The 18,223-nt window shown below is 72.3% G+C and carries 15 protein-coding genes, 2 tRNA genes and 1 pseudogene; 12 read left to right on the top strand and 6 right to left on the bottom strand.

Going from position 1 to position 18,223, the window contains the following annotated elements:
* The first annotated feature begins 4 nt into the window (after positions 1–4).
* Positions 5–217 (top strand): hypothetical protein, encoded by a 213-nt coding sequence (locus LNW72_RS09560; protein WP_250980489.1) that lies wholly within the window; start codon positions 5–7, stop codon positions 215–217.
* Between the two features lie 10 nt (positions 218–227).
* On the opposite strand, the gene LNW72_RS09555 is transcribed toward LNW72_RS09560, so the two are convergent.
* Positions 228–785 carry a CGNR zinc finger domain-containing protein gene (locus LNW72_RS09555; protein ID WP_250975016.1) on the bottom strand — a complete coding sequence of 186 codons (558 nt, stop codon included), beginning with the start codon at positions 783–785 and terminating at the stop codon, positions 228–230.
* A gap of 187 nt (positions 786–972) precedes the next feature.
* Positions 973–1,386 (bottom strand): SsgA family sporulation/cell division regulator, encoded by a 414-nt coding sequence (locus LNW72_RS09550; protein WP_003959770.1) that lies wholly within the window; start codon positions 1,384–1,386, stop codon positions 973–975.
* Between the two features lie 190 nt (positions 1,387–1,576).
* Here LNW72_RS09550 and LNW72_RS09545 point away from each other — a divergent pair, with 190 nt between their 5' ends.
* Positions 1,577–1,990 carry a TIGR02611 family protein gene (locus tag LNW72_RS09545; RefSeq protein ID WP_250975015.1) on the top strand — a complete coding sequence of 138 codons (414 nt, stop codon included), beginning with the start codon at positions 1,577–1,579 and terminating at the stop codon, positions 1,988–1,990.
* A 54-nt stretch (positions 1,991–2,044) separates the two neighbouring features.
* Positions 2,045–2,116, top strand: a tRNA-Val gene (locus LNW72_RS09540).
* A gap of 85 nt (positions 2,117–2,201) precedes the next feature.
* Here the strand turns inward: LNW72_RS09540 and LNW72_RS09535 are convergent.
* Positions 2,202–4,685 (bottom strand): SCO7613 C-terminal domain-containing membrane protein, encoded by a 2,484-nt coding sequence (locus tag LNW72_RS09535; RefSeq protein WP_250975014.1) that lies wholly within the window; start codon positions 4,683–4,685, stop codon positions 2,202–2,204.
* A gap of 196 nt (positions 4,686–4,881) precedes the next feature.
* Between LNW72_RS09535 and LNW72_RS09530 the strand changes: the two genes are divergently transcribed.
* A complete protein-coding gene (locus LNW72_RS09530; RefSeq protein WP_250975013.1) occupies positions 4,882–5,346 on the top strand; it encodes an SRPBCC family protein in 465 nt (154 codons plus the stop codon).
* A 38-nt stretch (positions 5,347–5,384) separates the two neighbouring features.
* Positions 5,385–5,456, top strand: a tRNA-Val gene (locus tag LNW72_RS09525).
* Between the two features lie 73 nt (positions 5,457–5,529).
* Here LNW72_RS09525 and LNW72_RS09520 read toward each other — a convergent pair.
* Positions 5,530–6,279, bottom strand: a complete 750-nt coding sequence (locus LNW72_RS09520; protein ID WP_250975012.1) for an exonuclease domain-containing protein — start codon at positions 6,277–6,279, stop codon at positions 5,530–5,532.
* Between the two features lie 179 nt (positions 6,280–6,458).
* Here LNW72_RS09520 and LNW72_RS09515 point away from each other — a divergent pair, with 179 nt between their 5' ends.
* From LNW72_RS09515 to LNW72_RS09500, 4 genes and pseudogenes are all read left to right on the top strand, one after another.
* On the top strand, positions 6,459–7,025 hold the full coding sequence (locus LNW72_RS09515; RefSeq protein WP_250975011.1) for a DUF4365 domain-containing protein: 567 nt from the start codon (positions 6,459–6,461) through the stop codon (positions 7,023–7,025).
* A gap of 2 nt (positions 7,026–7,027) precedes the next feature.
* Complete coding sequence (locus tag LNW72_RS09510) at positions 7,028–8,281, top strand: hypothetical protein (RefSeq protein ID WP_250975010.1); 1,254 nt, start codon at positions 7,028–7,030, stop codon at positions 8,279–8,281.
* A gap of 124 nt (positions 8,282–8,405) precedes the next feature.
* Positions 8,406–10,383: pseudogene (gene thrS, locus LNW72_RS09505) on the top strand (threonine--tRNA ligase).
* A 123-nt stretch (positions 10,384–10,506) separates the two neighbouring features.
* A complete protein-coding gene (locus LNW72_RS09500) occupies positions 10,507–11,067 on the top strand; it encodes an HIT domain-containing protein (protein WP_250975009.1) in 561 nt (186 codons plus the stop codon).
* A 37-nt stretch (positions 11,068–11,104) separates the two neighbouring features.
* Here the strand turns inward: LNW72_RS09500 and LNW72_RS09495 are convergent, their stop codons facing one another.
* Together LNW72_RS09495 and LNW72_RS09490 are read right to left on the bottom strand one after the other, a co-directional pair.
* Positions 11,105–12,754, bottom strand: coding sequence for a hypothetical protein (locus LNW72_RS09495; protein ID WP_250975008.1), 1,650 nt, complete (start codon positions 12,752–12,754; stop codon positions 11,105–11,107).
* A 159-nt stretch (positions 12,755–12,913) separates the two neighbouring features.
* Complete coding sequence (locus LNW72_RS09490; protein WP_250975007.1) at positions 12,914–15,145, bottom strand: elongation factor G-like protein EF-G2; 2,232 nt, start codon at positions 15,143–15,145, stop codon at positions 12,914–12,916.
* A gap of 282 nt (positions 15,146–15,427) precedes the next feature.
* Here LNW72_RS09490 and pgsA point away from each other — a divergent pair, with 282 nt between their 5' ends.
* From pgsA to LNW72_RS09475, 3 genes are read left to right on the top strand one after another with little or no spacing between them, the layout of a single operon-like run.
* Positions 15,428–16,099, top strand: a complete 672-nt coding sequence (gene pgsA, locus LNW72_RS09485; protein ID WP_138352646.1) for a phosphatidylinositol phosphate synthase — start codon at positions 15,428–15,430, stop codon at positions 16,097–16,099.
* Positions 16,096–17,010, top strand: coding sequence for a phosphatidylinositol mannoside acyltransferase (locus LNW72_RS09480; RefSeq protein ID WP_250975006.1), 915 nt, complete (start codon positions 16,096–16,098; stop codon positions 17,008–17,010). The genes pgsA and LNW72_RS09480 overlap by 4 nt, the downstream gene beginning before the upstream one ends.
* Entirely contained in the window at positions 17,007–18,212 is a 1,206-nt protein-coding gene (locus tag LNW72_RS09475; RefSeq protein ID WP_250975005.1) for a glycosyltransferase family 4 protein, read from the top strand. The genes LNW72_RS09480 and LNW72_RS09475 overlap by 4 nt, the downstream gene beginning before the upstream one ends.
* The last annotated feature ends 11 nt before the right edge of the window (positions 18,213–18,223 follow it).

Below are 18,223 nucleotides of genomic sequence, written 5' to 3'. Positions count from 1 at the left end.
CGGTGTGCTGCGATCTTCCGGGGGGTCACCCCCGTGCCCACGGCCGACATCTGAGGCCGAGAGGCCGGCCCCCGGAGACATCCCGCGGCCGAGGGCGGGCGCCGACGAGCCCAAGGGGTGTCTGTTCGCGCTCTCCCAGCCGCCGCTGATGCTCTTCCTCTGCGTGATCGCGGGGCTGATCGGGTTCGGGGCGCTCTACGACATCGTCATGCTGTGAGCCGCGCGGCTCAGCGGCTGGCCTCGCGCTGCCGGGCCCGGTACGCGGCGACGTGCAGCCGGTTCCCGCAGGTGCGGCTGTCGCAGTAGCGCCGCGAACGGTTGCGCGACAGGTCGACGAAGGCCCGGCGGCAGTCGGGGGCGTCGCAGCGCCGCAGCCGTTCGCACTCACCGGCGACGACCAGGAACGTCAGTGCCATGCCGCCGTCGGCGGCCAGGTGGTCGGAGAGCGACGCGCCCGGGGCGAAGTAGTGCACATGCCAGTCGTGGCCGTCGTGGTTCGTGAGCCGCGGGGTGGTCCCGGCCTCGGCGACCATCGCGTTGAGCAGCGTGGCGGCGGCCTGGGCACTGGGGGCGCAGAACACCTGCGCGAACCGCTCGCGCACCCGGCGCACGGTGGCGAGGTCGTGCTCACCGAGCCGCCCCACCTCGCTCACGTGGTGGTCCTCGACGAACGCGCGCAGCGCGGCGACATCGTGCAGACCCTCCCGGCCCTCGCTCTCCGGGGAGGTGTTGATCAGGTCCACCACACAGTCGAGTGCGTACCTGGTGTCATGGTTGATCAACACGGAATCGCTCCCTGGCCGGTGGGGGTCGGGCGGCTGCGTTCCGGCGACTCTAGCGCGCGAGAGCCACCGCCGTGGGGGTCGTGGTCCACGGCGGTGGCTCTGCGAAGCGCATGTCAGGCTTCGTACGGCGGTCGGGTCCGGGCCATGCCCCCGAGTAGGACGGCACCGGACGGCTGGTGGGCTGGGGTCAGCTCTCCGCGAGGATGTGGGAGAGCTCGGTGTCCAGATCGAAGTGACGGTGCTCGGTGCCCGGGGGCACGGCGGCGTCGGTCCGCTTGAGGAACGACTCCAGTGCCCGCGCCGGGGCTTCGAGCAGCGCCTCCCCCTCTGGGGAGCTGAGGGCGATGCACACGACGCCCTGGCCATGACTGCGGGACGGCCAGACCCGGACGTCTCCGGTGCCGGTAGGCCGGTGCAGGCCCTCGGCGAGCAGATCGCGGGCAAACACCCATTCGACCGTCTCTTCGGCACCAGTGTGGAAGGTGGCGTGCACGGCATAGGGATCGGCCGTGTCGTACCGCAGGCCTGCGGGTACAGGCAGTGAGGATTCGCTCGACACAACGAGGCGCAGGTGCAGCTCGCAGCTGACCGTGGTGTTCATAAGCGCCAGGGCCTTTCGCTCAGTGTGCGCTCGGGGATTCGCACGTCGGCGAAATCGACATGCCACCTGCGGGGACGTTGTAAACCCCTCTGACTGGTTTGTGAGGCTTCTGGTACCTCGTCCGGCCCAGTACTTTTACGGTGTCGAAGGCCATTCCGGTGATCTCCGCCCGTCGGGTAGGTTTGGCGCCATGACTGCGGAGAGTGACGAAATTCGGGAGGACGTGGCCATGGACCGGAGACTCGGTTCGAAGGCTCCTGAATTCATCAGGAAATCCCGGGGACTGCACCTCAGCTGGCAGGTGGGCGTGTTCATCGTCGGGCTGGCCGTGGTGGCGGCCGGTGTGGTGATGCTGCCGCTGCCCGGCCCCGGCTGGTTGGTGATCTTCGGGGGAATGGCCATCTGGGCCACCGAATTCGTCTGGGCGCAGCTCGTGCTGCGCTGGACGAAGCGCAAGGTGACCGAGGCGGCGCAGCGCGCGCTCGACCCCAGGGTGCGGCGCCGCAACATCATCCTGACGGCGGTCGGACTGGTGATCATCGGCACCCTGCTCGGCTACTACCTCTGGCGGTTCGGATTCGAGATGCCATGGCGGATCGGCTGACCCGCGGATGGTCCTGGGCACCGTCTGAGGTGCGGTAATGTTGTCCCCGCACAGGGGCGATTAGCTCAGTGGGAGAGCACTTCGTTCACACCGAAGGGGTCACTGGTTCGAACCCAGTATCGCCCACCCCGACCGAAGGCCCGGAAGCCGAAAAGCTTCCGGGCCTTCGGCGTTTCCGGACCTCCCGCGCCCCGGAAACGCCGCGCGGCGCTCAGTGCATCCGGCCGATGACCTCGCGCACCCGGCGGACGTCACGCAGCCGGCGCTCGTACGTCGTGCCCAGCGCCAGCAGCAGCAGACCCGCCACCGCGAGCGGCAGCCAGCGCGGCGCCGCGCCCACGACCTGGACGACGTACGGGGCCAGCTCGTGCAGCGCGAGGACCACCAGGACGCCGCCGCCCAGCAGCAGCGGGGCCTGCAGCCGGTGCCGGGCGCCCAGCAGCGTCACGGCGAGGGCGCCCGCGCCCAGCAGCAGCGGGCGCTGCCAGTGCGGATCGCCCCACGCGGCCACCAGGCTGGGCAGCAGGGTCATCGCCAGCCCCGGACCGTAGGCGGACCAGGACGAGGCCGCCGGGTCGCGGCGGCGGCGCAGCCAGCCGATGAGCAGCCCCGCGACGGACAGCGACAGCGTGTACGCCTCCGGCGTCGTGACGCCGGAGGCGGCGAGCCGCACCCAGCTCGCAGCGGCCGTCAGGGCGCCGGCGGCGTAGACGGCCCGCCGGCGGTCCTGGCGCAGGGCGAGAGCGCCGGCCAGCACGCCGGCTGCCGCGAGGACCAGGGCGAGCGCCGGAGCGTCCGTGGCGGCCAGCACGACGGCCAGCGCCGCCGCGGCCCACCCCGCGGGCTCCAGGGCCTGCCGGGGCCACCCGGACCGTGCCGCGGACAGCACCGCCGTGGCGCCGACCGCGAGGACCGGGAAGGCCGCCACCTGTGACGGGTGGCCCGCGGCGGCCGGACCGGCCCAGGCCAGCCCGGTCGCGCACACCACCGTGCCGACGGCGCCCACCGTTCGCCGCACCACGTCACCGCGCACCGCCGCCGTCCCGGCGAACGCCGCCAGGAGCACACCCAGCACGGCGAACGTGGCGGTCCGCCCGGCGAGACTCCAGGCCACCGCGGTCACGGCCGTAGCCGTGCCGGTGACGAGCGCGGTACGCGACAGCAGCGGGACGCGTACGGCCACGGCCGCCGCGAGCAGCGCGACCGCGAGCGCGAGCCGCAGGGAGAGCGCCACCGGGTACGTCGCGCCGACGGCCGCGGGCAGCGCCGCGACGGTCACGGCGCCGCACACCACGGCCGCGGGACCCGGCACCCGCCACGCGGGGCGCCGCAGCGCGGTCGCCGTGAGGACCAGGGCGAGCAGCCCGGCGACCACCACCATGGACGGCGGCGCGACCCGCAGCCCGTGGGGTGTCAAGGCGTCGCGGGCGGCGTGCGGGGCGCCCGTCCAGATCGAACCCACCCAGCTCAGCGGCCCGAAACAGGTCACCGCCAGCGGGGGCACCGCCCACAGCGCCGCCAGCAGGTGCGCCGCCGAGGCTCCCGTCGCGACCCCGTCGGCCGTGGCGCGGCGGGAGCCGCCGCGCAGGGCGGCGGCCAGTGCCAGCACGGCCACCGCGCAGCCCAGGTACCCCGGAACGACCCAGTCGTCCGCGACGCCGGTCCGCACCACGCCACCGGTCCCGGCGATCGTCACGAGGGCGGCCAGGGCGGCGAGCAGCGCGGCGGCGGGGTGCCGGGTGGCGGGGGCGCTGAAAAGTGGGGGACCGGCGACGGGAGCCGGGTGCGCCGGAGTCTCCGCCGGTAGGTGATGGGCGGCCGTGAGGGCCACCGCGGCACCTGCCAGCAGCAGGCCGCAGGCCTGGACCGTGGCGCCGGCCGACGCGGCGTCCAGCGACAGCCAGAGCGCGGCGGCCAGGCCCAGCAGACCCGTCACCGTGCCGGCCACGGCGCCCGTCGTCCGCAGACCGCGCGGCAGCCGGCGGCCCGGTGCCGTGACGGCGAGGGCGGCGTCCGACGCGGCGGCGAGGAGCACGGCGGCGGCGAAACCGCGCACGGAACCGTGCGCCCAGGCCCACAGCGACAGCGGCAGTTGGGCGAGGACCAGCGCGACGGGCGCGGGCAGCAGGAGCCGGCCGCGCAGCAGCAGCCCGTAGCCCGCCCAGAGCGCGCTCACGACGGCGAGGCACCCCGCCGTGTACACCAGCGCCTGGACCTCGCCGAGATCCGCGCTCACCCGGCGCACGGCGTACGCGTCGAGCAGCAGCAGGACCAGCCCGAGACAGGCGATCACCTCGGCGGTGGCCGACAGCGACCGGCGCAGCAGGAGCGCGGGAACGGTGAGCGCGGTGAGGGTCAGCGCGCCCAGGACCGCGGACCGGCCGCCGATGCCGAGCTGTCCCCAGTTGACGACGGTGAAGGCGGTCACCGCGACGGCGAGCAGAATGCCGCCGAGGGAGAGCAGCAGATTCTGCGCGCTCGGCGGGGACGTCTCCCGGACCGGACCCGCGACGCGACCCGCGAAGGGACCGGCGAACGGACCCGCGGCCGGACCGGGGCGCGGGCCCCAGCCGGGCGGCGGCGGTGGGAAGGCCACCGGGCGCGCCGCGGCGAACAACTGGGCCCGGCGGCCCAGGAGACGGCCGCGTTCCGCGTCGACCGCGGCGAGCGCGGTCCCGATCGCCCGCAGTTCCACGGCGATCTCCCCATGGAGCGGCAGCGCGCAGCGCGGGCACACCGGGACGGGCGTCGCCGGGTGCGGAAACGTTCCGCAGGCGGGGCATTGGGCGGATGGCGGTAGGGGCTCCATGCCGATGGAGTGTGGCGTGGACCACGAGATCCGTCATCCGGGCCGGTACTCAGAACGTGCCTGAGTACCCACACTGGCTTCCATGGACTGGAGCCGTTACCGCTTCCGCACCACCTGGCGCCTCGGCGCCCGCCGCGACGCCGTCTACGCCGTGCTGGAACGCCCCGACGAGTACCCGTTGTGGTGGCGGCAGGTGCGCGAGGTGCGGCGCACCGGCGAGACCACCGGCACCCTCCGGTTCCGTTCCATGCTCCCGTACGACCTGGTCGTCGACGCGCGCGAGTCGCGCCACGACGAGGTGGCCGGGGTGCTGGAGGTGACCATGACCGGGGACCTGGAGGGCTGGGTCCGCTGGACGGTGACGGCCGACGGCGGCGGTACGCGGCTGCTCTTCGAGGAGGACGTGGTCGTCCGCAAGCCCCTGATGCGCCGCCTCGCGGTGCCGTGCCGGCCGTTCTTCCGGGCCAACCACGCGCTGATGATGCGCCAGGGGCGGCGGGGGCTGCGGGACCGGCTCGCGGCCGGCCCGGCCGGGAATGGCGTTTGAACCGACGGGCCCGCGCCCTGTATTGTTCGGGACGTCCCGGGCGATTAGCTCAGCGGGAGAGCACTTCGTTCACACCGAAGGGGTCACTGGTTCGATCCCAGTATCGCCCACAGCAGTGAGACCGGCCGGTCCTGATGGACCGGCCGTTTTCGTGCGTGACGGGCGCTGCGGACGTCCTGGCGCTCAGGCGGCCGGGGGCCGTGCGCGCTGCGCGGGGATCATCGGCGCGGGGCGCAGCGGCCAGGACGGGTCGCAGCGTTCCGGCGTACCGTTCCTGGCGAAGTAGGCCTGCAGACCGCGGGCTTGGCCCGCATGCCACGCCGTCTGGCGTTCGTGCAGTTCGACGGGGCCGAGCTCGGCGAGCCGCTCCGCGAAGCGCCGCCCTATCGCCCGCGCCAGCTCCAGGGACGCGGCCGCGTCCGCCGCGGCGTCATGCGCGTCCGCCAGCTCGACGCCGTAGTGCGCGCACAGATCGGTGAGGGTGCGCCGGCCCTTGCGGTAGCGGTCCAGCGCCTTGTCCAGCACCCGGGGGTCGAGGACGCACAGCGCCGCCCCGTCCAGCCGGCCGTGCAGCGATCCGCCGCGGTGCCGCTTCAACTCCCGGTCCAGCAGCGTCAGGTCGAACGGCGCGTTCATCACCACCAGCGGCACCGACCGGGCCGCCCGGCCGGCCAGCGCCTGCGCCATCTCCTCGACGACCGGACCCGGCTGCCGGCCGTGCCGCCGCAGGAAGGCGTCGCTGAGTCCGTGTATGGCCCGCGCGCCCTCCGGCACGGGCACGCCCGGGTCGACCAGCCAGCGCAGGACGCGGGGTTCGGCCCCGGGGGCGTCCTGCTCCACGAGGGCCCCGGAGACTATGCGGTCGTGCTCCACGTCCACGCCGGTGGTCTCGGTGTCGAAGGAGGCCAGTGGCCCGTCGTACCAGCGAGGCATGGGGTACTCCCAAGGATGTCGGGGAGGTTGACGGGCGGTCAGTTCTGCCGCCGCTGAGCGGTATGTACCCGTAACTCGGGGTCACTGAACCGCAACTGTTTGCGACCCGCCGCTGGTGGAGAAGACACAGGTGACGGATACGCACTGACAACGCACGGCTCGGAAGGCACGGAAGAGCGATGGCGCTCACGCAGCCCGCCCCGGGCGAGCCGACGGCCGAGCGGGCCGCACCGCTCAGGGGAGGGCTCGCCACCACCAGTTGCATGGAGACCCTGCAGGTGGGGTATTTGCACGCGGTCGCGGCGGCGGCCGGCTGCTCGCTCGCCCAGCCCTTTCCGGACAACGGCATCGACTGGCATCTCAGCCACAGTTCGCGCGCGCACGCCGTCGACGACGAGGTGACGATAAAGGTGCAGCTCAAGTGCACCTACCAGGTCGCCCCGCATCCGGCGGGGCCGACCTTCGGCTTCACGCTGGAGAACGAGCACCTGGTGAAACTGGCCAGGACCCCGGCGTCGGTGCACAAGATCCTGGTGGTGATGCTCGTGCCGCGCACGCAGGACGAGTGGCTGGCGGCTGGACACGACCGGCTGGAACTGCGGCACTGCTGCTACTGGACGAATCTGGCCGGCGTCGCCGTGACGGGCAAGCGCAAGACCACAGTGCGGATACCGACCGCGCGGATCTTCGACGACCGTGCGCTGTGCCAGATCATGGCGCGGGTCGGGGCGGGAGGAAGACCGTGACGATGCAGCGGCCCACGAACACCGAAGAGCCCGTTCTGCCCGACCCCGAGCGCGTCGACCCCGCGGTGCTGACCGCGCTGCTCGTCCGGCACGGCTGGGAGCGGCGCGGCGGCGCCCCCGGCCGGTACAGCCGCTGGACCCCGCCCGGCAGCGCCGTCCGGCTCCAGGACGCGGGGGCGGACGCCGGCCGGCCGACGGGGAACGGCACCGGCACCAGCCTGCTCGTCCCCGAGGGCCGCCCGCGCCGCGGCCGGACCACGGACCCCGGCTACGCGGACCACACCGACCTGCTCGGTGAGGCCCTCACCGCACTCGCCCGCTCCGCCGCCCCGTCCGCGCGCGAGGTGCTGCTCGCCCTCACCGTCCCCGGCGACGAGATCCGCTGGCGGCGCGAGGTGCCGCGGATCGGCGACGCGGTGCCGTGGACCACGGCCGAGCAGCTGCGGGCCGGCGCCCGGGCGATGCTGCTGGCCGCCGCGCGCGCCGCCCGGCAGACCGCGGGGTACTTCGGCGAGCGGCACGGCCCGCATGCCGCGGGATTCCTGGAACAGGTCCTGGTCGGGCCGGTGACCGGCGGCCATCTGCTCACCGCGTACGCCCCCGTCCCCGAGGGCCGGCCGGCGACCTCGACCCTGCTGCGCGCGCTGCAGGCGGCCCGGGACGCGGTGGACTTCCAGCGCGCCACCGGCGGGATGGAGGCGTTCGACGCCGCCGTCGACCTCGGCGTCTGCCATGAACTGGCCGAGGCGCTGGTCCGGCTGGTGCGCGGCACCGAGGGCATGGAGGTGGCGCTCGCCTGGTCGCCGGCGGCCGGTCCGCCCGGCGGTTTCGCGAGCCGTCCCGAGCCGGTGGAGTTCTCGCCCGGCGACCTGCCGGCCCTGGAGGCGGCGAGCGCCCGCTATCTGCGCCGCGAACCGTCGGTCCCGGTCCGGGTGACGGGCACCGTCGTCCGGCTGCGCCGGCCCACCCCGTCCGGCGGCGGCTCGGTCCGGCTCCGGGTGCTCGCCGGCGCCGACGTCCGCCAGGTCCGGGTCCGGCTGGACGAGGCGGAGTACCGTATCGCCGCCCACGCCCATCTGGTCGGGCTGCCGATCCGGGTCAGCGGACGGCTGGAGAGCCGGGGCGGCTTCCGCCGGCTCACCGAGGCCGTCGGCGTCACCCCGGTCCAGGTGGACGAGGCCGAGCGGGACCGGCTGCTGAAGTCGCTGCACGGCGGCGTCGACACCTTCGAGGACGCCTGCGGCGGAGACTCCTGACCTGAGAAGCGTCCGCCGGTAGCTCACCGTCCCTCTATCACTTCGCGGCGCACCCGCCGGGCTCGGTACGATTCACCCGTGCGGCATCCGCCGCCGTGCGGTATTGAGTCATGGGAGAGAACCGGTGTCAGACGTCCGTGTGATCATCATTCGCGATTCCGTTGAGCGGGAAGAGCGGGTGGTCACGACCGGGACGACCGCCGGAGAGCTCTTCGACGGCGACCGCAGCATCGTCGCCGCGCGCGTCGCCGGCGCGCTGAAGGACCTGGCGTACCCGGTCGCCGACGGTGACGAGGTCGAAGCCGTCCCCTGACCAGCGAGGACGGGCTGAACATCCTGCGGCACTCCGCCGCGCATGTCATGGCCCAGGCCGTGCAGGAGCTGTTCCCGTCGGCGAAGCTCGGTATCGGCCCGCCCATCAAGGACGGCTTCTACTACGACTTCGACGTCGAGACCCCCTTCACGCCGGAGGATCTCAAGAGCATCGAGAAGAAGATGCAGGAGATCCAGAAGCGCGGTCAGCGCTTCTCGCGCCGCGTGGTGAGCGACGACGACGCCCGCGAGGAACTGGCGGCCGAGCCGTACAAGCTGGAGCTGATCGGCCTCAAGGGCTCCGCCTCCGCCGACGACGGTGCGAACGTCGAGGTCGGTGCGGGCGAGCTGACCATCTACGACAACATCGACAGCCGGACCGGCGAGCTGTGCTGGAAGGACCTCTGCCGGGGTCCGCACCTGCCCAGCACCCGGCTCATCCCCGCCTTCAAGCTGATGCGCAGCGCCGCCGCGTACTGGCGCGGCAGCGAGAAGAACAAGCAGCTGCAGCGCATCTACGGCACCGCGTGGCCGTCGAAGGACGAGCTGAAGGCGTACCTGGACTTCCTCGCCGAGGCCGAGAAGCGCGACCACCGCAAGCTCGGTTCCGAGCTGGACCTCTTCTCGATCCCCGAGGAGATCGGCTCGGGCCTGGCGGTCTTCCACCCGCGCGGCGGCGTCATCCGCCGGGTCATGGAGGACTACTCGCGCAAGCGGCACGAGCAGGAGGGGTACGAGTTCGTCTACACCCCGCACGCCACCAAGGGCGCGCTCTTCGAGAAGAGCGGGCACCTGGACTGGTACGCGGACGGCATGTACCCCCCATGCAGCTCGACGAGGGCACCGACTACTACCTCAAGCCCATGAATTGCCCGATGCACAACCTGATCTTCGACGCCCGGGGCCGGTCCTACCGCGAACTGCCCCTGCGGCTCTTCGAGTTCGGCACCGTGTACCGGTACGAGAAGTCCGGCGTCGTGCACGGCCTGACCCGCGCCCGCGGCTTCACCCAGGACGACGCGCACATCTACTGCACCAAGGAGCAGATGGCGGACGAGCTCGACTCGACCCTCACCTTCGTGCTGAACCTGCTGCGCGACTACGGCCTGGAGGACTTCTACCTGGAGCTCTCGACCAAGGACCCGGAGAAGTTCATCGGGTCGGACGAGAACTGGGACGAGGCCACCGAGACGCTGCGCAAGGCCGCCGAGAAGCAGGGCCTCGAACTGGTCATGGACCCGGGCGGCGCCGCCTTCTACGGCCCGAAGATCTCCGTCCAGGCGCGCGACGCCATCGGCCGGACCTGGCAGATGTCGACCATCCAGGTCGACTTCAACCTGCCGGAGCGCTTCAACCTGGAGTACACCTCCGGCGACGGCTCCAAGCAGCGTCCGGTGATGATCCACCGTGCGCTCTTCGGCTCGATCGAGCGGTTCTTCGCGGTGCTCCTGGAGCACTACGCGGGTGCCTTCCCGGCCTGGCTGGCGCCGGTGCAGGCGACCTGCATCCCGATCGGTGACGCGCACGTCCCGTATCTGCAGGAGTTCGCCGCCAAGGCGAAGGCCCTCGGGCTGCGGGTCGACGTGGACGCCTCCTCGGACCGGATGCAGAAGAAGATCCGCAACGCCCAGAAGGCCAAGGTGCCCTTCATGATCATCGCGGGTGATGAGGACATGGAGGCCGGTGCGGTGTCCTTCCGCTACCGCGACGGCACGCAGAAGAACGGCGTGCCGGTCGACGAGGCCGTCGCCGAGATCGCCAAGGCCGTCGAGGACCGCGTCCAGGTCTGACGCACGGCGTACGGCGGGCCCCCGGAGCGCGAGCTCCGGGGGCCTTCGTGCGTGGCGGTGTCCCACCGCGGGGATACCACCGCGGGAACCGCCCCTGCGACACGCGGCGCGGGCCGAAGTCCTATGCTGATCGGCATGACGAGTGAGCCGGAGCAGCAGATCGGAGTGGGTACGCAGGACGCGTTCCAGCGCCTGTGGACCCCGCACCGCATGGCGTACATCCAGGGTGAGAACAAGCCGACCGGCCCGGAGGCCGGCGACGGATGTCCGTTCTGCTCGATCCCGTCCAAATCCGACGAGGACGGCCTGATCGTCGCGCGGGGCGAGCACGTCTACGCGGTGCTCAACCTCTATCCGTACAACGGCGGCCACCTGATGGTGGTCCCGTACCGGCACGTCGCGGACTACACCGAGCTGGACCTCGCGGAGACCGCGGAGCTGGCGGAGCTGACCAAGGGCGCGATGCGGGCACTGCGCACCGCGTCCGGGGCGCACGGCTTCAACATCGGCATGAACCAGGGCGGGGCGGCGGGCGCGGGGATCGCCGCCCATCTGCACCAGCACGTGGTGCCGCGCTGGGGCGGCGACACCAACTTCATGCCGGTCATCGGGCACACCCGGGTACTGCCGCAACTGCTGGCCGACACCCGCAAGATGCTCGCGGACGTCTGGCCGAAGGACTAGAAGCCGCGGTGGGCCGGGGGGCCGGGCCCCCCGGCCGCTACGCGTCGTAGGCGTCCGCCTTGCGGGGTTCCGCGCCCTGGACCAGGCCGCTCAGCATCAGCGAGCGGTTGGTGAAGTGCGAGGTGTCGACGCCGTTCTCCTTCATGACGTGGATCGCCGCCGCGTGCACCGCCCGCAGTACCGGGGTCGCGGCGCGCAGCGCGTCATCGGCCATGAAGCGGTGCTTCCACGGCTTGTCCGCCCAGGTGTGCCGGAGGCCGAACGGCTCGGGCAGTGCGAGCGTGCCGCCGAGGTGGTCCAGCACGCTGGGGAACCGGGTGAGCGGCGCGCGGGCCGCCAGCCGGACCACCTCGCCGGGGTGGATCAGCGGCAGCTGCACCGTGTGGGTCTCCCAGAACTTGACCGGGTGCGAGACGGTCTTGGAGTTGGGCGCCGGCGGCGCGGTGAAGATGGGGTGCACGGGGCCCAGCGCATGGCCCGTCACCTCGACCCGCAGGGTCTGCGCCAGCACGGTCACCGTGACCATGAGCGTTATCACCAACTGGCCGTCCCACAGGACGAACTGGATGCCCAGGTAGTGCCGGTTGCCCTTGCCGAACTGCTGGTTGTTGCAGATCCGCTGGATCTCGAAGTCCTTGACGGTGAACGCCTCGACCTCGGCGCCGGTGGGCCGGGAGATGGCCTTGGCGTTCTCCCCGGTCGGAGCGACGACCCAGTGCCGTATCGACGCCTTGGGGAAGCCTCCGGTGTGCAGCGGGCCGCGCTCCAGCATCCGCAGTTTGTCGTGGATGGCGCGGATGACGTCCCAGCTGCGGAAGGGGTGGATCTCGGCGAGACCGTCGCGCGGCACCAGCTCCTCGGCCATCTGCCAGCTGCCCCAGCGGGTGCCCATGCCCAGTATTCCCTTGGGGCCCGCGTAGAAGACCACGTTGCTGTTCTGCTCGGCGGAGAGCTTCGCCAGGCTCTGCCGCAGCGTCTCCGCCCGGGTCTGGTTCGGGTTGCGCGGCACGGCCTCGGGGATCTTGGCGCCGACGCCGCTGCCGGAGACCAGGCCCGCCCAGCGCTCGCGCAGGTCCTTCGCGGTCTGCTCGCAGATGCGCTTGGCCCAGAACCAGCCCAGCACCGGTACGAGCATCATGACGCGCAGGTACTGGCGCCAGAAACCGGTCAGCGGCGGCTTGATGATGAGCAGCGCGGCGAACGCGACGACGACCAGCAGGATCACCGCGCCCAGCGGGCCGGCCTTCGAGTCCTGCGCCTTCGCCAGCGACCTGCGCAGCTGGAACGCGCCGAGCCAGATCAGCACCCCCGGCAGGAACAGCAGCCCGAAGACGGCCATCACGATCGTCAGCCGGTTGTCGCGCTCCTGGCGGATCCGGTTCGCGGCGAGGCAGTGCTCGACGACGGACTGGGGTTCGGCACCGAAGGACTGCACGAGTTCGCCGCGCGCCGCGCCGAGCATCCGCACCTGGACGGAACGGGCGAACGCCTCACCGAGGTTGGGCTCGAAGAGCGAGAGCCGGGGCGGCGTGAACACCGCGTCCTCGTTGGCCTTCCTGAGGTCCTCGACCGGGGAGTCCCGGTAGGCCGCGGACGACAGGGCCTGGGTCGCGGCGGTGCCGCCCTCCGTACCGATCAGCGGGACCTGCGCCCCGGGGCTGAAGTCGAACCCCTTGCCGTCTGCCACTACCGCCCCCTCATTCCCCCACACGACCCCGCGGGCACAACGGCTCCACCGGCCCATTCCCCGCGAGGGGGCCGTCACACTTCTGGAGCAATGCCCACAGTATCGGCGCGGCGGTCCGCGCGGGGGGCACACGGACCGCCGACTGGCCTTCCCGCAGCGTTACTTGGCGGTATCCGCCTGTTCCCTGAGCTTGGCCGCGAGCGGCGGGGGCATCGGCTCGTGGCGGGCGTACGCGCGGCTGAAGCGGCCGGTGCCGTGCGACAGGGACCGCAGGTCGACGGCGTACCGGCCGATCTCGATCTCCGGCACCTCGGCCCGGACCAGCGTGCGCCCTGGCCCGGCCGGTTCGTTGCCCAGGACCCGGCCGCGCCGTCCGGACAGATCGCTCATCACCGATCCGACGTAGTCGTCGGAGACCAGCACCCCGACCTCGACGACCGGTTCCAGCAGGTCGATCCTGGCCCCGGCGGCGGCCTCCCGCATGGCGAGCGCCCCGGCGGTCTGGAACGCGGCGTCGGAGGAGTCCACCGAGTGCGCCTTGCCGTCGGTGAGGGTGATCCTGATGTCCACCACCGGGTGGCCGAGCGCCACGCCCCGGGCGGCCTGCGCGCGGACGCCCTTCTCCACCGACGGGATGAACTGCCGCGGTACCGCCCCGCCGATCACCTTGTCGACGAACTCGATGCCGGAGCCGGCCGGCAGCGGATCGACCTGGATCTCGCAGATCGCGAACTGGCCGTGCCCGCCCGACTGTTTGACGTGCCGGCCGCGCGCGGTGGCCTGCTCACCGAACGTCTCGCGCAGCGACACCCGGTGCTGCACGGCGTCCACCTGGACCCCGTAGCGGCTGCGCAGCCGCTCCAGCGCGACATCGGCATGCGCCTCGCCCAGGCACCACAGGACCACCTGCCGGGTGTCCGGGTTCTGCTCGAGCCGCATGGTGGGATCCTCGGCGACCAGCCGTGCCAGGCCCTGCGAGAGCTTGTCCTCGTCGGCCTTGCTGTGCGCCTGGATGGCCACCGGGAGCAGCGGGTCGGGCATCACCCACGGCTCCATGAGCAGCGGCCGGTCCTTTGCGGAGAGGGTGTCGCCGGTCTCGGCGCGGGTCAGTTTGGCGACGCAGGCCAGATCGCCCGCGACACAGCTCGCCACCCCGCGCTGCTGTTTCCCGAAGGGCGAGGAGAGCGCGCCCACCCGCTCGTCCACGTCATGGTCCGCGTGCCCGCGGTCCGCCATGCCGTGCCCCGAGACATGGACCGTCTCGTCCGGCCGCAGCGTTCCGGAGAAGACCCGCACCAGGCTGATCCGCCCGACGTACGGGTCGGAGGAGGTCTTCACCACCTCGGCGGCGAGCGGCCCGTCAGGGTCGCAGGTCAGCGGCGGGCACGGGCCGCCCTGCAGGGCGCTCACCGGGGGCGCCTCGCGCTCCAGCGGGGTCGGGAAGCCGCCGGTGATCAGCTCCAGCAGCTCCAGGGTGCCCAGCCCCTGCCGGGCGCCGTCGGCCGCCGGGGCGGCGGCCAGCACCGGGTGGAACGTGCCGCGGGCGACCGCCCGTTCCAGGTCCTCGGTGAGCGTCTTGAGGTCCAGCTCCTCGCCGCTGAGGTAGCGGTCCATCAGGGTCTCGTCCTCGCTCTCGGCGATGATCCCCTCGATGAGCCGGTTGCGGGCCTCCTCGATCAGCGGCAGCTCCCCGGACTCTGGGGCCCGCTCGGTCCGCTCGCCCGTGGAGTAGTCGAAGACCCGCTGCGAGAGCAGCCCGATCAGTCCGGTGACCGGGGCGTGCCCGTCCGGGCCCTGCTCGCCGTGCAGCGGAAGGTACAGCGGCAGCACCGCGTCGGGGGAGTCGTCGCCGAGGACCCGGGCGCACAGCGCCGTCATCTCGTCGAAGTCGGACCTGGCCGCCTCCAGATGCGTCACCACCACCGCCCGCGGCATCCCGACCGCCGCGCACTCGTCCCACACCAACCGGGTCGCGCCGCCCACCCCCGCGGCGTCCTGCGCCGCCGAGACGACGAAGAGGGCCGCGTCCGCTGCCCGCAGACCGGCCCTCAACTCCCCGACGAAGTCGGCGTATCCGGGAGTGTCCAGCAGATTTATCTTGACATCGCCCCAGAGGACCGGCACCAGTGACAGCTGCACCGACCGCTGCTGCCGCTGCTCGATCTCGTCGTGATCGGAGATCGATCCGCCGTCCTCCACCCGCCCTGCCCGGTTCACCGCGCCGGTCGCCAGCGCCAGGGCCTCGACGAGTGTGGTCTTGCCCGCTCCGCTGTGGCCGACCAGCACCACATTGCGCACCTTCTCGGGCCGGCCGGCCGCCGGTGCCCTTCCGGCGGCTCCTGGATGTACGTCTCTCCTGTCGGCTGCTCCACCCACGGGTCTCGCCTCCATGTCCGTCACTGCATGGGGGACCGCGCCCTCTGCAGGGGCACAAACGCGCAACGTCACGGGAGACCGCACCGGAGGTGCCCCGGGACGGGGTACAAAGGGAGGGTTTCCGGCGACGCCCGCGGTTATCCGACCTTCCCACGGCGGTCACGGTGCGTCCATACGTCGTACGTCCCCAGGGTACCGACGGGTGCCTCACGCATACGGACGACGAGGGCTGGCTACGATGGGCCGTCCAGTGGCCGACCGGGCCAGCCGACATCCACCGATCCATCCGGGAAGGCCATGCTGAACAAGTACGCGCGTGCATTCTTCACGCGTGTTCTCACGCCGTTCGCCTCGTTCCTGCTGCGCATCGGGGTCACCCCCGACGCGGTGACCCTCATCGGCACCGGGGGAGTGATGGCGGGTGCGCTGGTCTTCTACCCCATGGGCGAGTTCTTCTGGGGCACCGTCGTCATCACCCTGTTCGTCTTCTCGGACCTGGTCGACGGGAACATGGCGCGGCAGTCCGGGGTGTCCAGCCGATGGGGCGCCTTCCTCGACTCCACCCTCGACCGGGTCGCCGACTCGGCGGTCTTCGGCGGGCTCGCGCTCTGGTACGCCGGCGGCGGTGACGACCTCGTGCTCTGCGCGGTGACGATCTTCTGCCTCGCCAGCGGCCAGGTGGTGTCCTACACCAAGGCCCGCGGCGAGGCCATCGGCCTGCCGGTGAACGTCAACGGGCTGGTCGAGCGCGCCGAGCGGCTCGTCATCACCCTCGTCCTGTGCGGTCTCGCCGGGCTGCACAAGTTCGGCGTTCCCTATATCGAGTGGCTTCTGCCGATCGCCCTGTGGGTCGTCGCCGCGGGCAGCCTGGTGACCCTGATCCAGCGGGTCGTCACCGTGCGCCGAGAGGCGGCGGAGGCCGACGCGGCCGACGCGGTCGCCGGTGCGAACGGGGGCGGCGCCGCGTGAAGGACCGGTTGACCGACGGCCTGTACGGGCTGGGCTGGGGTGCGGTGAAGAAGCTGCCGGAACCGGTGGCGAACGCCCTCGGCCGGAACATCGCCGACCTGGTCTGGCGGCGGCGCGGCAAGGGAGTGCTCCGGCTGGAGTCCAACCTCGCCCGTGTCGTACCGGACGCGGACGAGGCCCGGCTGCGCGAGCTGTCCCGGGCCGGCATGCGCTCGTACCTGCGGTACTGGATGGAGTCCTTCCGGATGCCCGCCTGGGACCGGGAACGCTTCCGCAGTGTCGACATCCAGAACGCGCACATCCTGCAAGCGGGGCTGGCGGCCGGCCGCGGCGTCATCATCGCCCTGCCGCACATGGGCAACTACGACCTGGCCGGAGCCTGGGTCACCACCAAGATCGGGGTGCCCTTCACCACCGTCGCGGAACGCCTCAAGCCCGAGACCCTGTACGACCGCTTCGTGGCCTACCGCGAGGGACTCGGCATGGAGGTGCTGCCGCACACCGGCGGCTCGGCCTTCGGCACCCTCGCCCGCCGGCTGCGCGCGGGCGGTCTGATCTGCCTGGTCGCCGACCGCGACCTGTCCGTCTCGGGCATCGAGGTGAAGTTCTTCGGCGAGGCCACCCGGATGCCCGCCGGGCCCGCGATGCTGGCGCAGCAGACCGGCGCCCTGCTCCTGCCGGTCACCCTCTGGTACGACGGCTCGCCCATCATGCGCGGCCGGATCCACCCACCCGTCGACGTCCCCGAACTCGGCGACCGGACCGAGAAGGCCGCGGCCATGACGCAGGACCTGGCCGACGCCTTCGCCTCCGGGATCGCCGAACACCCCGAGGACTGGCACATGCTCCAACGGCTGTGGCTCGCCGATCTCGAGGTACGCCCGAACAGTTCCGGAACGGAGAAACCTTGAGGATCGGGATCGTCTGCCCGTACTCCTGGGACGTCCCCGGCGGCGTCCAGTTCCACATCCGCGACCTCGCGGAGCACCTGATCAAGCTCGGCCACGAGGTCTCCGTGCTCGCGCCCGCCGACGACGAGACGCCGCTCCCGCCGTACGTGGTCTCCGCGGGCCGCGCCGTCCCGGTGCCGTACAACGGCTCGGTGGCCCGGCTCAACTTCGGCTTCCTGTCGGCCGCCCGGGTGCGCCGCTGGCTGCACGACGGCGGCTTCGACGTCATCCACATCCACGAACCGACCTCGCCGTCCCTCGGCCTGCTGGCCTGCTGGGCGGCCCAGGGGCCGATCGTCGCGACGTTCCACACCTCCAACCCGCGCTCGCGGGCCATGATCGCCGCCTATCCGATCCTGCAGCCCGCGCTGGAGAAGATCCGGGCGCGCATCGCGGTGAGCGAGTACGCCCGGCGCACCCTGGTGGAGCACCTCGGCGGCGACGCGGTGGTCATCCCCAACGGTGTGGACGTCGACTTCTTCGCCACCGCCGAGGCCGAGCCGAAGTGGCAGTCGGAAGGGGCCCGCAGCACCGCCCTGGACGGCGTGCCGAGGCCGGGCGGCACGATCGGCTTCATCGGCCGGATCGACGAGCCGCGCAAGGGCCTGCCCGCCCTGATGCGGGCCCTCCCGAAGATCATCGCGGAACGCCCCGACACCCGGCTGCTGGTCGCCGGAAAGGGTGACGAGAAGGAAGCCGTCGAAGCCCTGCCGGAACACCTGCGCGGCCAGGTGGAGTTCCTCGGCATGGTCAGCGACCGGGACAAGGCCCGGCTGCTGCGCAGCGTCGACCTGTACGTCGCCCCCAACACCGGCGGCGAGAGCTTCGGCATCATCCTCGTCGAGGCGATGTCGGCGGGCGCCCCGGTGCTCGCCAGCGATCTGGACGCCTTCCGCCAGGTCCTGGACGGCGGAGCGGCGGGCGAACTGTTCCCCGTCGAGGACGCCGACGCGCTCGCGGCCGCCGCGGTGCGGCTGCTCGGTGACCCCAAGCGCCTCGCGGAGCTGCGGGAACTGGGCAGCAGGCACGTCCGCCGCTTCGACTGGAGCACGGTCGGCGCCGACATCCTCTCCGTCTACGAGACGGTGACGGAGGGCGCCACCGCCGTCGCCACCGACGAACGCGTGGGCCTGCGCGCCCGCCTGGGGCTCGCCCGGGACTGAAGTACCCGGCG

The sequence above is a fragment of the Streptomyces sp. RKAG293 genome (genome assembly GCF_023701745.1).
Lineage (GTDB): Bacteria > Actinomycetota > Actinomycetes > Streptomycetales > Streptomycetaceae > Actinacidiphila.
The sequence above is the reverse complement of the archived record's forward strand: the minus strand, read 5'-3'. Positions and strand labels throughout refer to the sequence as shown.

Bases quoted from the DNA above. Each gene is read 5' to 3' on its own strand.
- LNW72_RS09550 (WP_003959770.1), bottom strand. From the start codon at position 1,386: ATGAACACCACGGTCAGCTGCGAGCTGCACCTGCGCCTCGTTGTGTCG.
- LNW72_RS09545 (WP_250975015.1), top strand. From the start codon at position 1,577: ATGACTGCGGAGAGTGACGAAATTCGGGAGGACGTGGCCATGGACCGG.
- LNW72_RS09530 (WP_250975013.1), top strand. From the start codon at position 4,882: ATGGACTGGAGCCGTTACCGCTTCCGCACCACCTGGCGCCTCGGCGCC.
- LNW72_RS09520 (WP_250975012.1), bottom strand. From the start codon at position 6,279: ATGCCTCGCTGGTACGACGGGCCACTGGCCTCCTTCGACACCGAGACC.
- LNW72_RS09515 (WP_250975011.1), top strand. From the start codon at position 6,459: ATGGCGCTCACGCAGCCCGCCCCGGGCGAGCCGACGGCCGAGCGGGCC.
- LNW72_RS09510 (WP_250975010.1), top strand. From the start codon at position 7,028: ATGCAGCGGCCCACGAACACCGAAGAGCCCGTTCTGCCCGACCCCGAG.
- LNW72_RS09500 (WP_250975009.1), top strand. From the start codon at position 10,507: ATGCTGATCGGCATGACGAGTGAGCCGGAGCAGCAGATCGGAGTGGGT.
- LNW72_RS09490 (WP_250975007.1), bottom strand. From the start codon at position 15,145: ATGGAGGCGAGACCCGTGGGTGGAGCAGCCGACAGGAGAGACGTACAT.
- pgsA (WP_138352646.1), top strand. From the start codon at position 15,428: ATGCTGAACAAGTACGCGCGTGCATTCTTCACGCGTGTTCTCACGCCG.